This window comes from Streptomyces tubbatahanensis (assembly GCF_022699385.1).
GTDB classification, from domain to species: Bacteria; Actinomycetota; Actinomycetes; order Streptomycetales; family Streptomycetaceae; genus Streptomyces; species Streptomyces diacarni.
In genome coordinates this window covers 3,007,635-3,023,041 of the sequence record NZ_CP093846.1, presented here as the reverse complement: position 1 = coordinate 3,023,041, position 15,407 = coordinate 3,007,635, and the positions used below count along the sequence as shown (strand labels likewise).

Genomic DNA, 15,407 nt, shown 5'->3' with positions numbered 1-15,407 from the left:
ACCGGGACACCTCAGCTCACCCCGGCAGCCGCCGGAAGAGCGGTCGGGGCAGGTGGCGCAGCACGCTCATCACAGGGCCCAGCGCGGCCGGCACCCACACCGTGCGCGCCCGGCGGCGCACCCCGTGCGCGATGGCGTCGGCCACGGCGCCCGGCGTGGTGGCCAGCGGCGCGGGCGGCCTGCCCTCCGTCATCCGGGTGTGCACGAACCCCGGCCGTACCACCAGCACGTGCACCCCCGAACCGTGCAGCGCGTCCCCCAGCCCCTGGGTGAACGTGTCCAGTCCCGCCTTGCTCGAGCCGTAGATGAAGTTGGCGCGCCGCGCCCGCTCGCCCGCCACGGAGGAGAGCACCACCAGCGAGCCGTGCCCCTGCGCCCGCAGCGCGTTCGCGCACACCAGCCCGGCCGAGACCGCACCGGTGTAGTTCGTCCGGGTGACGTGCACGGCGGCCATCGGGTCGTGCTCGTCGGCCGTCTGGTCCCCCAGCACACCGAAGGCCACCAGCACCAGGTCGATGTCGCCCTCGGCGAAGACCTTCTCCAGCACCTCCTCGTGCGTCTCGGGCGCCAGTGCGTCGAACGGCACCGTACGGACCCCCACCTGGGCTCCGTGCGCCGCCGCCTCGTCGCGCAGCCCGGCCGCCGCGGCGTCCAGGCGCGGGCCCGGCCGCCCCGCGAGCCACACCGTGCGGGTGCGTCTGGCCAGGAAGCGGCGCACGGTGGCGAGCGCGATCTCGGACGTGCCGCCGAGAACGAGCACGGACTGGGGGGAACCGAAGGCGTCCTTCATGAGCTGCTCCTGGAGAGGTACGAGGAGGGGGGAACGGGCACGTCGGGCGAGCACCCGGCAGCGGTCACAGCGCCAGTCGCCGCGCGAGGTCCGAGGTGAAGACCCCGCGCGGATCCAGCCGGGCGCGCAGGGCGCGGAAGTCGTCGAGGCGCGGATACATCGCCGAAAGCAGCTCGGGCCGCATCCGCGCGTCCTTGGCCAGGTAGAGCCGGCCGCCCGCGACGGCGACCTCCTCGTCCAGCAGGTCGAGGAAGTCCCCGAGCCCCGGCAGCGAGGCCGGGATGTCCAGCGCCAGCGTCCACCCACGGGTGGGAAACGACAGCCAGCCCGGGTCCCCGGCACCGAACCGTTTGAGCACGGCGAGGAAGGAGGGGCACGAGCGGCGGGAGAGCAGCCGCACCACCCGGCGCAGCGCGTCGTCGGCGTCCTCGGGCACCACGCACTGCCACTGCACGAACCCCGCGCTGCCGTAGATCCGGTTCCAGTGCGGCAGCCCGTCCAGCGGATGGAAGAACGCGGCCAGCCGCTGGAGTTCACCCGTACGGCGACGGGGCGCCTTGTGGTAGTAGAGCCGGTTGAACGCGCCGACCGTGGCCCCGCGCAACAGCCCGCCCGGTACGGTGCGCGGCGCGGGCGGCAGCTGCCCGGGGCGGAAGGCCAGCGGCTCCCGCCGGGCCGCGCGCGCCGTGCGCCCCCCGCCCTCCAGGGCCGCGGACGGCGCGTGGTCCCCGCGGGTGAGGACGGCGCGCCCGGCCGCCGTGCCGCGCGCCAGCAGGTCGATCCACGCCACCGAGTACCGGTAGCGGTCGTCGGTCGCCGTCAGCGTCGCCAGCAGCGAGTCCAGATCGGGCAGGCGTTCGGTGTCCACGCTCATCAGCGAGGTCTCCACCGGCAGCAGTTCCACCGTGGCGCTCAGCACCAGCCCCGTCAGCCCCATGCCGCCCGCCGTCGCGTCGAACAGCTCGCTGCCCCGCGGCACCGTGCGCACCTCGCCGTCCGCCGTCAGCAGCTCCAAGTCCCGCACATGCCGGGTGAAGGAGCCGGAGACGTGGTGGTTCTTGCCGTGGATGTCCGCGCCGATCGCCCCGCCGACCGTCACGTACCGGGTCCCGGGCGTGACCGGCACGAACCAGCCCAGCGGCAGCAGCACCGTCATCAGTCGGTGCAGACTGACCCCCGCCTCGCAGGTCACCGTCCCGCCCACCGCGTCGATCGCCAGCACCCGGTTTAGACCCGTGGTGTCCACCACGGTGCCGCCCGCGTTCTGCGCGGCGTCCCCGTACGCCCGCCCCAGCCCCCGCGCGATGCTGCCGCGCGCCCCGCACGCGCGCACCGCCGCCGCGGCCTCCGCGCGGGTACCGGGCCGCAGCACGCGCGCTCCGGTGGGCGCGGTCCCGCCCCAGCCCGTCAACAGCCGGCGTGCGGAGCCGGCGGCCGCCTCCCGCTCGGTGGGGCGGCCGTGGCCGCCGTCGGCGGGGGGTGCGATGGTCGCGTCGCGCCGGGGGGATCGCAAGTGCTGAGCGGACATGCACGCGACCGTAAGCGCCCGGAAAAGCCCGGCACGGGAGGCTGCGCCGTCACCGTCGCTGAAAGGGTGAAAGGCGGAGTGTCGGATCGTATGGTCACCGGGTCACGGTGCCGCGCGCGCGAGAGTCGGGGCGTGGCAGCGACAACGGCACGACGATGGAGCCGATGGGAACGGCGGTTGCTGTGCGCCCTGGATGACTGCGCAGCCGACGCCCGGGTGGCGGGTGCGGCGCGGACCCTGTCCTGGTGCGGGGAACACGCCGCCGTCTGGCTCCTCGCCGGACTCGCCGGAGCCGCCACCGACCGTACGCGGCGGGAGCGCTGGCTCAGGGGCACGGGGCTCGTGGCCACCGCCCACCTGGCCAGCATGGGGCTCAAACGGGTCGTGCGCCGCCCGCGGCCCCGGCTGGCGGGCCGCGCCCCGCTCGTACGGACAGCGGGCCGCCACTCCTTCCCCAGCTCCCACGCCGCCTCCGCGGGCGCGGCGGCCCTCGCCCTCGGCGGGCTGCGCCACCGGCGGGCCTTCGGCACGCTCGCCGCGCTGATGTGCGTCTCCCGGCTGGTCGCCGGCGTCCACTACCCCTCCGATGTGCTCGCCGGTGCGGCCCTCGGCGCGGCAACCGCACGGCTGGGCACCCGAAGGGAGCCCCGCCATGGCTGAACGCTTCACCCTGACCGGCAGCCCCGCGGGCGAGCCGGCGCCGGTGGCGGAACCCGCCGAACCCCCCGCGGCCGCCGCACGCCTGAAGCCCGAGCCCGAGCCCGCGGGCACCCACGCCCCGCCCCCGCCCGCCGCCACCCGCCCCACCGGATTCGCCGGCACCCTCGCCGGCGGACTGCTGCTGACCACGCGGCCCCGGCAGTGGGTCAAGAACCTGCTCGTCATCGCCGCGCCCGCCGCCGCCGGACAACTCGCCTCCCTGCACACCGTCGCGCGGCTGGCGCTCGTCTTCGCCCTGTTCACCGCCGCCGCCTCGGCCGTCTACCTGCTCAACGACGCCCGCGACGCCGAGTCCGACCGCGCGCACCCCGACAAGTGCCGCCGCCCCGTCGCCGCCGGCACTGTCCCCGCCCCGCTCGCCTACACCCTCGGCGCCGCCCTCGCCCTCGCCACGACCACGCTGGCCGCCCTGCTGTGCAACGCCGCGACCGCCGCGCTGCTCGCCGGCTACGTCCTCATGCAGATCGCCTACTGCCTGCTGCTCAAACGCATCCTGGTGGTCGACCTCGCCGTGGTGACCGCCGGCTTCGTCATGCGCGCCATGGCCGGCGGCCTCGCCCTCGGCATCCCGCTCTCCCGCTGGTTCCTGCTCACCGCCGGATTCGGCGCCCTGTTCATGGTGGCGGCCAAGCGCTACTCCGAGGCCGTCCTCATGGGCGAGGGCGAGGGCGACACCCGCGCCCTCCTGCGCGACTACTCGGTCGGCTACCTGCGCTTCGTGTGGCAACTCGCCGCCGGCGTCGCCGTCCTGGCCTACTGCCTGTGGGCCCTGGAGGCCGACGGCGGCCAAGAGGGCTCACTGTGGCGGCAGCTGTCCATGGTGCCGCTGATCCTCGCCGTCCTGCGCTACGCCGTCTTCGCCGACCGCGGCCACGCGGGCTCCCCCGAAGACGTCCTCCTGCGCGACCGCCCCCTCGCCGTCACCGCACTGACCTGGGCCCTCCTGTACGGGCTGTCCGTCGCGGGCCTGTGACCCCCATGGGTGCCGGCGTGGGTCCTGGCATGCGGCCGGGCGCGAGGGGGGCGCGCGCCGTGTGGGGCCGGGTCCCCGCGGGCGCCCGCGCGCTGTGCGCGGAGGTCGCGGGGTTCGCCGTCGTCGGAGTGTTCGCGTTCGCCGCCGACCTCGGTACGTTCCTGTGGCTGCGCGGTCCGGCGGGGCTCGACCCGATGGGCGCGAAGGCCCTCTCGTTCGCCGCGGGCGTCGCCGTCGCGTACACCGGCAACGCGCTGGGCCCCTACCGGCTGCGGGAGCGCCGGGTGGCCGGCCGCTGGCGCAGGTTCAGCGTGTTCGCGCTGGTCAACACGGCGGGCGGCGCCGTCCAGTTGGGGTGCCTCGGCGTGTCCAGATACGGGCTCGGACTGACGTCCACGCTCGCGGACGTGGTGTCGGGCGCGGGCGTCGGCCTCGTGCTGGGCACGGCGGTGCGTTTCTGGGGGACACGCACCCTGGTGTTCTCCACGGGGCCCGCGCGGGCGGCGGGGCCCGCGCGGGCGGCCGGCTCCGCGCCGCTGCCCGAGCCGGAGACCGCCCCTCGGCCACCGTCCGGGCCCGCGTCCGGGCCCGCGTCCGGGGCTGCTGCTCCCGGGCCCACGTCCGGGGCCGCCCCCGGTCCCGCGCCCGAGGTCGCTTCCGGGGCGTCCGGGCCCGCCCCCGGTCCCGCGCCCGAGGTCGCTTCCGGGGCGTCCGGGCCCGCCCCCGGGCCCACGACCGAATCCGCCCCCGATCCCGGGTCGGCGCCCGGGGCCACTCCCGGGCCCATGGCCGAGTTCGCCTCCGGTCCCGCCTCCGGGCCCACGGCCGAGTTCGCCCCCGGTCCCGCCTCCGGGCCCACGGCCGGGGCCGTGCCGGGGTCGGCGTGCGAGCCCGCTCCCGGGTCGGCGTCCGTGACCGCCCCCGGGCCCGCCTTCGGACCGGTGACCGGTCCCGTTCCCGGGACGGAGCGCGGTCCTGCCCCCGGGGCGGCGTGCGGTCCCGCCTCCGGGCCCACGTCCGAGACTGCCCCCGGGTCGGTGTCCGGGGCGGCGGCTCCCGGGTCGGTGTCCGAGGCTGCCCCCGGGCTCGCGACCGGTCCGGCCTCCGGTCCCGCTCCCGGCTCGGCGTCCGGGACCGCCCCCGGGCCAACGCCCGGGGCCTCGGCGTCCGGGGCCGCCCCCGGGCCCGCCCTCGGACCGGTGTCCGGTCCCGTTCCCGGGGCGGAGCGCCGTCCTGCCCCCGGGCCGGTGTCCGGGGCTGCCCGCGAGCCCACGCCCGGGGCTGCTCCCGGCTTGGCGTCTGGTCCTGCCCCCGGCTCGGCGTCCGGGCCCGCCCTCGGGCCGGTGTCCGGTCCCGTTCCCGGGCCGGTGTCCGGGGCCGCCCGCGAGCCCACGTCCGGGGCTGCTCCCGGGTCGGTGTCCGGGGCTGCTCCTGGGCCCACGGCCGAACCCGCCCCGGGGCCCGCTCCCGGCTTGGCGTCTGGTCCTGCCCTCGGCTCGGCGTCTGGGCCCACGGCCGGTCCCGCCCCCGGGCCAGCGTCCGGGGCCGCTCCGGGCTCAGCGTCCCGTCCCGCTCCCGGGCCCACGTCCGAGGCTGCCCCCGGGTCGGTGTCCGAGGCCGCCTGCGGGGCCACGTTCGGGGCTGCCCCCGGGGCCACGACCGAACCCGCTCCCGGCTCGGCGTCCGGGGACGTTCCCGGGCCGGCGTGCGGTCCCGCCCTCGGGTAGGCGTCCGGGCCCACGGCCAGTCCCGCCCCCGGACCGGCGTCTGGGGCCGCTCCGGGGTCGGCGTCCGGGCCCGCCCTCGGGCCGGTGTCCGGTCCTGCCTCCGGGTCGGCGTGCTGTCCTGCCTTCGGACCGGCGTCCGGGCCCGCCCCCGGGCCCCACGACCGAATCGGCCCCCGCCCCCGGGTCGGCGTCCGGGGTCGCTCCCGGGCCAGCATCCGAGGCTGCTCCCGGGTCTGCGTCCGGGGCCGCCCCCGGCTCGGCCTCCGGGCCCACGGCCGGTCCCGCCCTCGGGCCCACGGCCGGTCCCGCCCTCGGGCCCACGGCCGGTCCCGCCCTCGGGCCCACGGCCGGTCCCGCCCTCGGGCCCACGGCCGGTCCCGCCCCCGGCTCGGGGTCCGGGGTCGCCCCCGGGGCGGCGTTCGGGGGTGGGCCCGGGCCCGGGTCCGAGGTGGTGCGGGAGAGGGGGTGGGGCGGGGGGGCGGTGACGTTATTTCACGGCGCCGGCCATGACGCCGGAGACGAACTGGCGTTGGAAGGCGAAGAAGACGGCCAGCGGGATCAGCATGGAGATGAAGGCGCCGGGCGCCAGGACGTCGATGTTGTTGCCGAACTGGCGCATCTGCTGCTGGAGGGCGACGGTGATCGGCGGATTCGTGGAGTCCGCGAAGATCAGTGCGACGAGCATGTCGTTCCACACCCACAGGAACTGGAAGATGCCGAGCGAGGCGATGGCGGGTCCGCCCAGCGGCATGACCACCCGGGTGAACAGGCGCAGTTCTCCGGCTCCGTCCAGCCGTGCGGCCTCCAGTAGTTCGCGGGGGATCTCGGCGAAGAAGTTGCGCAGCAGGAAGATGGCGAAGGGCAGGCCGAAGGCGGTGTGGAAGAGGACGACTCCGGCCGTGGTCTCGAAGATGCCGAGCGTGTTGAACAGCTTGGCCACCGGAACGAGCGCCACCTGCACCGGTACCACCAGCAGCCCCACGACGAGCAGGAACCACCAGTCACGTCCGGGGAAGTCCATCCACGCGAAGGCGTATCCGGCCAGGGCGCCGATCACCACGACCAGGACCGTCGCCGGGACGGTGATCAGCACGGTGGTCCACAGGGATTCCATCACCTGTTCGTTGGCGAACAGGGCGTCGTAGTTGGACCACGTCAGCTGGTCGGTGTTGAGGATCCAGGGGAAGCTGCCGTTCAGGTCGAAGATGTTCCACCATCCGGAGATGGAGATGTCCGCCGGGTCGCGCAGCGACGAGCTGAGCAGCCCGGCTGTCGGCAGCAGCCAGAACAGTCCGATGACGACGAGGGCGAAGCGCACCGCCCAGTGGCCGGTCAGCGCGGCCACCCGTTGGGCGGTCGTGGTCCGGGGGCGTGCGGTCTCCCGCGCGGGGGCCGAGGGGCCCGAGGGGGTGCCCGGGGCGCCCGCGGCGCCGTCGGTGGTCAGCGTGGTCATCGGCGGGACTCCCTGCGCAGACGACGGATGTTGAGGATCATGACGGGCACGACGAGCAGCAGCAGGATCACCGCGATCGCGCTGCCCGCTCCCTGGTTGGGCTTGCCGCCGAAGGACTTGAGATACAGCTGGAGCGCGAGGACGTTGGCCTCCCGCTGGGTGGCGCCGGGCGAGATGATGTAGACGAGGTCGAAGATCTTCAACACGTTGATCATCAGGGTGACGGTGACGACGCCGAGCACCGGCGCCAGCAGCGGCACGGTGATCTTGCGGAAGACCTTCCACTCGCTCGCGCCGTCGACCCTGGCCTGCTCCAGCAGTTCGCGCGGTACCCCGGCCAGTCCCGCGGCGATGAGCACCATCGCGAAGCCCGCCCACATCCACACGTAGCTGCCGATGATGGCGGGGGTCACCAGCGTGGGGCCGAGCCAGTCGACGCCGTTGTAGGGCTGGGCGAAGTTTCCGGCGGGCAGCCGCAGGGTGGCGCCGTCGGCGGAGGCCGGGAGGGTGAAGGTGCCGTCCTCGCCTGTGGTGGCCTTCGCCACTGTCCGACCGTCCTTGACGGCCTCGACCTCGATGCCCGCGAGTGCCTTCTCCTGCTGGTCGATGACGCCGTGTTCGCTGCGTCCGCCCTTGACGAAGTCCAGCCACACGGTGCCGGTGACCTTCCCGTCCTGGGCCTTGGCCGCCTTCTTCGCGGGTGCCGCGCCGCTCGCCTCCTTCGGCGGGATGCCGACCAGGGGCAGGGAGACCGGGCTGGCCGCGTCGACGGTCTCGCGGGTGAGGTACGCGCCGCCGCCTACGGCCTTCAGCGGGGCGTCGGTGCGGGGCCGGGCCTCGGGCCAGGGCGCGGTGTCGGCGAACGTGTCGTGCACGGTGGTCCACATGGCGTTGGCGATGCCGCGGTCGGGGTCCTGCTCGTAGACGAGCCGGAAGATGATGCCCGAGGCGAGCATGGAGATGGCCATCGGCATGAAGACCAGCAGTTTGAACGCCGTGCCCCAGCGCACTCGTTCGGTGAGTACGGCGAAGATCAGGCCGAGTGCGGTGCAGACGGCCGGGGCGACGATGACCCAGACCAGGTTGTTGCGGAACGCGATGAGCGTGCCGTCGTCGGTGAAGATCTCCGCGAAGTTGTCGAGGCCCACGAACGACGAGCCGTCGGCGTCCATGAAGCTGCGGTAGATCGAGTAGCCGATCGGGTAGACGACCAGCGCTCCCAGTACCACCAGCGCGGGCAGCAGGAACAGTGCGGCGATCCAGGGGCGTCGGCGCAGCGCCGCGGCCCCCGCGGCGACCTTTCCGGCGCCGGCCCCCGCGCCCTGGCCGGACCCCGCGCCCTTGCCGGTGCCGGCTGCTGAGGGGGCCGCAGTGCCGGTGTCGGTGTCGGTGTCGGGGCCGGGTGCCGCCGGGTCGGTGTGTGAGGACGTGCTGGTCGCTGCGCCGGTGACCGGCGCGTCGGGGGCACCGGTGTCGTCCGGTATGCCTCCGGTCGCGCCACTCGATGGATTGCTCGGGGTCGGCATGACGGTGGTCTCCCCTGTCCTGGTCCGTCAGTGAGGCGTGGAGATCGCGGAAGCCGTACGGCGGGCGCCGCGGCATGTGCGGCGCGCGCGGTCGGTACGGGTCGCGGCGGGTGTGGTCACGGCGCGGTTCACTTCTCGTACGCCTTGGCGGCGGCCTTCTCCAGTGCGCGCTGGGTGCCCTTGATGTCCTTCGGGTTCGCAAGGAAGTCCTGGAGGGCCTTCCACTCGCCCTCGCCCTTCGTCCCGCCGAAGGAGGCGGGGGCCTGGTCGGACATGTCGAAGCGGAAGTCGTCGCCCGCGCCGATGAGCGCCTTGGCGATCTCCCGCTGCGGCTGGTTCGGGTAGGCCGACAGGTCCAGCTCCTTGTTCGGGGAGATGAAACCGCCCTCGGCCGCCCAGATGCCTGCCGCGTCCTTGGAGGCCAGGAAGGTGGCCAGCGCCTGTGCCCCCTTGCTGTCCTTGAGCACGGCCGCCGCGTCGCCGCCGGTCACCACCGGGGGCTGGGCGCCGACCTTCGGGAAGGGGTAGACCTGTGCGTCCTCGCCGATGCGGGCCTTCGTGTCGGTCGCGATGTTGACGCCCACGAAGTCCGCCTCGAAGACGAGCGCGGCCTCGGGCGAGGCCAGGTTCCCGTACGGCTTGGAGACGGAGTCGGGGAAGGCCGTTTGCAGCGCGCCCTTGTTGCCGCCCGCCAGCAGGTGGCTCTCGCCCCACAGCTGGGCCAGCGTCTTGAGCGCCTTGGTGACCGAGGGGTCCGTCCACGCGATGTCGTGCGAGGCGAGCTTGTCGTACTTCTCGGGGCCGGCCTGGGAGAGGTAGATGTTCTCGAACCAGTCGGTGAGCACCCAGCCGTCGGCGCCGCCGATCGCCACCGGGTCGACACCGGAGTCGGAGAGGGTCTGCGCGTCCTCGACGAAGGCGTCCCAGTCCTCGGCCTCACCCACCCCCGCGTCCGCGAACGCCTGGGCGTTGTACCAGATCAGGGACTTGTTGGCGGCCTTGTAGTAGATGCCGTACTGCGTGCCGTCGACGCTGCCGAGGTCGCGCCAGCCCTTGCTGAAGTTCTTCTCCGACTCGGCCAGCGCCTCCTTGCCCAACGGTTTGAGCCAGCCCTTCTCGGCGAACTGCCGCAACACGCCCACCTGCGGCATCATCGCCACGTCCGGCGGGGCGCCGCCCTCGATCTTGGAGCCGATGTAGGTGGCCACGTTGTCGCCGGTGGGGACGAACTCCACCGTCGCGCCTGTGCGCTTTTCGAACTCGTCCAGCACCTTGCGGAAGTTCTCCTGCTCCGCACCGGTCCACACGGCCGCCACCTGGAGCTTCTTGCCGTGGAGATCGGGAAGGTCGACGGTCGGCTCGTGCGAAGCCGCCCACGCGCTTCCCTCGTCCTCCTTGGCACAGCCCGCGACGGCGAGTGTGAGGGCGATGACGGAGGCGAGTGCGAGAGCCGTGCGTGGAGCACGCGAGTGACGCATGTTCAGGCCGTCCCTTTCCCCCATGTGTCCCGTCCCGTGTCGGCCGAACGGGAAACGAGCAGGGCGCGGCCAGCCGTGGCGGGTACCGCGCCGTACCTTTCTGTGCGGAAGTTTGTACGCCCGGATGAGTACCCGTGGCAACACTGTGCGGACCCCCGCCGGTATCTTGATCAGTCCGTGACCTGCCGCCCCGCAACAACGCGCCGCCCACTGCGAACTCCTGGGAGCCACGGGGCAGTTGAGTCACCCGCACGGAGGGCGCGCACCCTCCGCCGTCGCGAGCGGACGCTCTCCCTCACGCGGCGCCCGAGCCCCCGCGGAGGGCGCGCGGCCTCCCCGCCGCTACCGGGGCGCGCGCCCCCTCGGTAGACCCGCCCCCGACCCCTCCCGTCACCCGCAGCGCTGCATGGCTCGCGCACGCCCCGCTCACCGTGGGCCGACGGCGCGCACGCGGCCGGCCGCGGCCCAGGGCCCGCCCGTGGGCGGGGCCTCGTGGCCTCTACCGTGCGCGTGCCGCCTGCTGGGCGGCGCGCTCCATGGCGCTGGCGAGCAGCGCCAGGTCCGTCGGCCCGTTGCCGAGCTCGCGCACCTGCCGCCGTGCGGGCGGATCACCGGCCCGCGCCCAGTCCAACGGCACCACGGTCGGCCGCACCGTCGCCGTCCGCGGGATGCGTCCCGTCACCCGCCCCGCCTGGAAGGCGACGGGGGCTCCGTCGTCGGCGGTCTCGGCGTCCCCGGCCCCCCGGCCTCCTCGGAGCACCAGAGTGCCGCGCCCGGGCGGCGCGGCCGCGGGCCCGGTCTCACCTCCTGTCAACTGCGCGCGCAGAGCGGCCTGTTGCGCCAGGAGGGTGGCCGCCGTCCGGTCGGGGCGTCCCGTGGCCGCGACGACGTGCACGCCCAACCGCGCTCCCGACCTGGCCACGGCCTCCAGCGCGCGCACGACCGAACCGGCCGCGGGGCGGCCGGGGTTGCCCAGGGCCGGATCGACCAGCGTGTCGAAGTCGTCGACGAGGACGACGAGGCGGGGCGGCACGCCGTTGGGTCCCAGGGGCGAAGGAGTGGCGAGCGCGCTCGCCGCCTCGGACGTCCCGGCCCGCTCGCCGCCTCCCCGCTCGCCGCTCACCTGGCGCAGCCGCAGGGTGCGCTGTGTCCGGTCCGACTCCACCGCACCGGCCGCCTCGCCACCCGCACGCTCCTCTTGGCCGCCGGGGGCTTGGCTGCCGGGCGGAGCGCCCGGATGGCTGCCGGCCGGGGCCGGGGTGCCCGCACGGGGGACGCCGCCGGGCGAGGCGTCACCGGCCCCGTCGGCCGGGTCCTGAGACTGCGTGGCCTGGGACTGCGTGGCCTGGGACGGAAGCGTCTCCCGCCTCTTGCCGTACCTCTCGGCGGACGGGCGGGACTCGGCGTGGACACCGGGCGCGCCACCGGAGCCGCCGAAACCGCCCGCGCCGTCGGCGGGGCTGCCGCCCTGCCCGCCACCTGAGCCGCGCGGGCCAGGGCCCCCAAGGCCCTGGCCCTGTCGGGCGGGTTGCCCGGCGGCCACCGCCGTCCGCTCGTCCGGCGCCTGAGCGGGGGCAGGCACCTGCACCTCGGCTCCGGCGGACGAGGACTCACCCGAGGAGACGGCGCCCGACGAGGAGACCGCGCCCGACGAGGCGGTCACGGGGGCGGATGCCGTCCCGGCGCGGGAACTCACACCGGCGGCGGGCGTCGCCGCCCGTTCCGGCGCCTGGCGCGGGGCCACCACGCGGCCGCCGGGCCTGGCGGCCAGCCGCACGTACGCGTCGTAGCTGCTGTCGTCCCCGATCAGCTCCGCGCGCCGCTTCACTTCGGCGCTCAGCGCCTGTGCGAACTGCCGCATGCGCACCGGATCGCCCGCCACCAGGTGTTCGGTGACGTGGGGCAGGTCCGTGCAGGCGCGCAGGCCCTCTCCGGAGCCGGCCCCCGCGCCGTCCACGAGGACGAGAGCGAGCCTGTCGGGCCGCTCCCCGGCGGCGAGCGACGCCGACAGCGAGCGCAGCAGCTCCGTCTTCCCGGCCCCGGCGGCTCCGCTGATCAGGGCGTGTCCCCCCGCGGGGGCGGCTTCGACGCCGGCCTGGGCCGCCTGCGCCGCCGCCGTCGTCGACGTTCCTGCCGGCTCCGCGGCCGTCGCCGGGTCCGTGGCCGCTCCCGCCCGGTCGCCGAGGTGGGCGAGGTCGGCCTCCACGGGGCCGTGGGGCCCCGCGCCGAAGACGAGCGGGGCATGTCCCGTGGGGGTGCCGAGCCGTTCCGACCAGCGGGCCAGGAGCGCGGCGGGGGTGGCGCGGGCCAGGCCCAGCTCGTCCAGCAGCCGGCACTGTTCGGGCAGGGTCACGGTGGGCCGGGTGAGGCCCGCGCGGGCCGCCGCGTCGTCCGGTTCCCTGAGGGGGGCCAGCGCGCGTGCGAACCGTTCGGCCCAGGCGAGCGAGACGGCGTCGACGGTCGCGACGGGACCGCCCGCACCGTCCGCCGTGAAGGTGTGTCCGGGCGCCGCGCCGCCGCCGGGCGCCGCCGGGTGGCCCGGCGCTGCGGGACGGCCGGGGGGACGGCCCTGGTGCTCCGGGTGCCCCGTCGGGTCGGGGCGGCCGGGCGCGCGGTGCAGTACCCGGACGGCCGTGGCGACGTCGCCGCTCAGCAGCGCGACCGTGCCGCACTCGGGGAAGACCGGGCACACCGCGTTCGCCGCCTCGACCGTGGCCGTCACCGGCGAGGAGGGGCTGGCCGCCGGTGTCTCGGCGAGGCAGATCAGGTGGATGCCCGCGGCCGCGCCCTCCCGCGCCAGCCGCTCCACACTCGCGCGCAGAGCCGCCGAGCCGGGGTCCCCGTCCACCACCACGACGACGGCGGGGCCCACTCGGGGGCCGCGGGGCGACGCCGCGCGGCCTTCCCGCGCCCCGCCGGGCAGACCGCCACCGCCCTGGGGGGCGGCATCCCCTGCGGCGGCGCCCAGCGAGGCGCCCTCCGGGGAGACGGCTCCCGGGGTGACCGGGACAGCGGGTGCGGTGCCGTGGGCGTCGAGGCGCCGGATGAGCTCGGCGGTGCGTGCCGCGGCCTGTTCGCGGTCGTACGCCGTCAGCAGGCCGCAGTCCTGGCCGTGCGCCGGGCGCAGGTGCGGCAGCCAGCCCAGCCACGACCACTCCTGCCTGCGGGTCTCGGCGTCGCGCGTACGGTCCGCGGACAGCAGGACGATCTCCAGGGCACTCGGCCCGTGCAGGGCCGCCAGCTGGGCGAGCACCGCCCGGGCCAGCCCGGCCAGCCGCGCGCGCGGTCCTGCCAGCCCGAGGGATCCGGCCTGTCGCAGGTCCACGGTGGCCGGGTCGCCGTGTCCGCCGCCGCGGTGAGTGACGCCGAGGCGCACCGTGAGGGCGTCGGGGTGGCCCGGGGCACGCTCCCACAGGCGGGGCCCCGGGCCCAGCGCGTTCAGCAGCACCGCCGCCGGGTCCGGCCAGCGTGCCTCCCACTCGTGCGGCGTGAGCCTGGGCCCGGCCGCGCCCCACGCGCCCGGCTCCTGCGGGTGCGCGGCGAGACCGCCGGCGGTGCCGGAGCCGTACCGGGTGGGCCCGTTGGGCAGCCCTTGGCGGGGGTCTGGCGCGGGCGGCGGCTCGCTGACGAGGGAGGGGCCACCCGCGGCCCCGGCCTCGCTCGCATCGGGGCCCTGGGCCGGCTCCGCGCGGCCGCCCGCGAACCGGCGCGCCCAGGCGCCGAGCCCCTTGCCTCTCCGGGCGCTCGCGTCCCGCGCTCCGAGCCCCGGCGGAGGGGCGACACCGAACCCGTGGGTCTCCTCCGTACCGGCACGCGTACCGGCACCGGCGCCGCCGCCGGGGAAGGGACCGCCCGGCGCGTACGCGTGGCCTTCCGCGTGGCCTTCGGAGCCCCGCTCGGCCGCCTCGTGGCCGAACCCACCGCCGCCGCGCTGCCCACGCGCGTCCCCGTACGGACCGGTGGCTTCCCCGGACGGACCTGCGTCCCCGTACGGACCTGCGTCCCCGTACGGACCGGCAGCGTTCCCGTAGGGGCCGGTGGCCTGGCGGGGGTCGGCCCGCGTGCCGGGGCGCTCGGCGGAGGCGGAGTCGTCCTGGCGCGCCAGGCGGAGCCTGCCTTCGCCGTCGGGGACGGTGGGCAGTGCGAGCGGGGGCAGGGACGCGGCGCTGCTCTGCTCGGCGGAGGCGCCGGAGCCCGCCGCCTCCAGCCGCAGGGACGTCTCACCGAGGCGGAGTGTCGCGCCGGGAGGGAAGAGGGCCGGCTGGGTGCCGACCGGTGCGCCGTCGAGTGCGGTGCCGTTGGTGGAGCCGAGGTCGGTGACGGTGACCGCGCCGCCGTCGGTGACCGTCACCGCGCAGTGCAGCCGGGAGACGTCCGGGTCGTCCAGGGGGACGTCCGCCTCGGCCGAGCGCCCCAGCAGGACCTTGCCGCCCTGGAGGAGGTGGATGCCGCCCGCGTCGGGGCCCGCCACGACGTGCAGCCTGGCCTTGGCCGAACCGTACGCCCGCAGGGCCGTGAGGGCGGCGCCGTGCGCGGGCAGGGTGGCGGGTGCGACCGGTGCGTGGAGCGAGACCAGCGCGCCGTCCAGCAGGGGCGGCTCGCCGATGATCTGCCGGTGCGGGTCGAGCCGCCGCGTGCCGGCGTAGACGACGACGGGTTCCTGCGGCCCGTCCTCGCCCCCGGACTTACCGCCCCCGGCCGCCGTCGGCTCGTGCCCCGTGGCGCGCGGGGCGCCCGTGGCCCCCGAGGCTCCCGCGTCGCCCGGAGCCGCCGAGCCGGCCAGCGCCGCCGCTGTCGAGGTCGCCAGCGCCCCCGTCACCGCGGAGAGCACCGTGCCGGCCGGGGCGGTGACCAGCACGTTCGCAGACCCGACGGGGTGGGTCTGCGGCGTGCCGGAACCACCGGCGCCCGCCGTGCCGCCCGAGCCTCCCGCGCTGCGTGCGCCGCGTGGCGCCAGGGCGACAGTCAGCCGGATCTGCATCTGCCCCTCCAGGTCCCGTCCGCATCCTTCTCCGCGGTCCGTCCGCGTCGTCCTGCCCGCGGTTGGCCCGCGTCATTCTGTCCGTAGCCCGCACCGCGTCCGCCCGCGGTGTGCGACACCCTTCGCGGCACCGTCCGTCCCGCGCCTTGCCCGCGGTCCGCCGTGCCGCCGCTCTTCCGCTTCTTCCGTTCTCCGTCCTGCCGCGCCGTTCTCCGTCCTGCCGCCCCGTGC

At 76.2% G+C, this 15,407-nt stretch carries 9 protein-coding genes; 3 read left to right on the top strand and 6 right to left on the bottom strand.

What is annotated here, in order from left to right; translation table 11 throughout:
• Window positions 1–16: 16 nt before the first annotated feature.
• Window positions 17–790: a decaprenylphospho-beta-D-erythro-pentofuranosid-2-ulose 2-reductase gene (locus tag MMF93_RS13010; RefSeq protein WP_242751466.1), complete on the bottom strand. Its 774-nt coding sequence runs from the start codon at window positions 788–790 to the stop codon at window positions 17–19.
• A gap of 64 nt (window positions 791–854) precedes the next feature.
• On the bottom strand, window positions 855–2,318 hold the full coding sequence (locus MMF93_RS13005; protein WP_242751465.1) for a decaprenylphosphoryl-beta-D-ribose oxidase: 1,464 nt from the start codon (window positions 2,316–2,318) through the stop codon (window positions 855–857).
• Window positions 2,319–2,408: 90 nt separating this feature from the next.
• On the opposite strand from MMF93_RS13005, the gene MMF93_RS13000 reads away from it, so the two are divergent.
• The 3 genes from MMF93_RS13000 to MMF93_RS33705 are packed head-to-tail and all read left to right on the top strand — an operon-like array spanning window position 2,409 to window position 5,738.
• Complete coding sequence (locus tag MMF93_RS13000; RefSeq protein WP_242751464.1) at window positions 2,409–2,978, top strand: phosphatase PAP2 family protein; 570 nt, start codon at window positions 2,409–2,411, stop codon at window positions 2,976–2,978.
• Window positions 2,971–4,011, top strand: coding sequence for a decaprenyl-phosphate phosphoribosyltransferase (locus tag MMF93_RS12995; protein ID WP_242751463.1), 1,041 nt, complete (start codon window positions 2,971–2,973; stop codon window positions 4,009–4,011). Before MMF93_RS13000 ends, MMF93_RS12995 begins: the two co-directional genes overlap by 8 nt.
• Before the next feature lie 5 nt (window positions 4,012–4,016).
• A complete protein-coding gene (locus tag MMF93_RS33705; RefSeq protein WP_423835413.1) occupies window positions 4,017–5,738 on the top strand; it encodes a GtrA family protein in 1,722 nt (573 codons plus the stop codon).
• 487 nt (window positions 5,739–6,225) lie between these two features.
• Here the strand turns inward: MMF93_RS33705 and MMF93_RS12985 are convergent, their stop codons facing one another.
• From MMF93_RS12985 to MMF93_RS12970, 4 genes are all read right to left on the bottom strand, one after another.
• On the bottom strand, window positions 6,226–7,191 hold the full coding sequence (locus tag MMF93_RS12985; RefSeq protein ID WP_242751462.1) for a carbohydrate ABC transporter permease: 966 nt from the start codon (window positions 7,189–7,191) through the stop codon (window positions 6,226–6,228).
• Window positions 7,188–8,717: a carbohydrate ABC transporter permease gene (locus tag MMF93_RS12980; protein WP_242751461.1), complete on the bottom strand. Its 1,530-nt coding sequence runs from the start codon at window positions 8,715–8,717 to the stop codon at window positions 7,188–7,190. Before MMF93_RS12980 ends, MMF93_RS12985 begins: the two co-directional genes overlap by 4 nt.
• A 128-nt stretch (window positions 8,718–8,845) precedes the next feature.
• Window positions 8,846–10,195 (bottom strand): ABC transporter substrate-binding protein, encoded by a 1,350-nt coding sequence (locus MMF93_RS12975; protein ID WP_242751460.1) that lies wholly within the window; start codon window positions 10,193–10,195, stop codon window positions 8,846–8,848.
• A 499-nt stretch (window positions 10,196–10,694) separates the two neighbouring features.
• The gene (locus MMF93_RS12970; protein WP_242751459.1) at window positions 10,695–15,176 is read right to left on the bottom strand and encodes an FtsK/SpoIIIE domain-containing protein; all 4,482 of its coding nucleotides are present in this window, start codon (window positions 15,174–15,176) and stop codon (window positions 10,695–10,697) included.
• Between the last annotated feature and the right edge of the window lie 231 nt (window positions 15,177–15,407).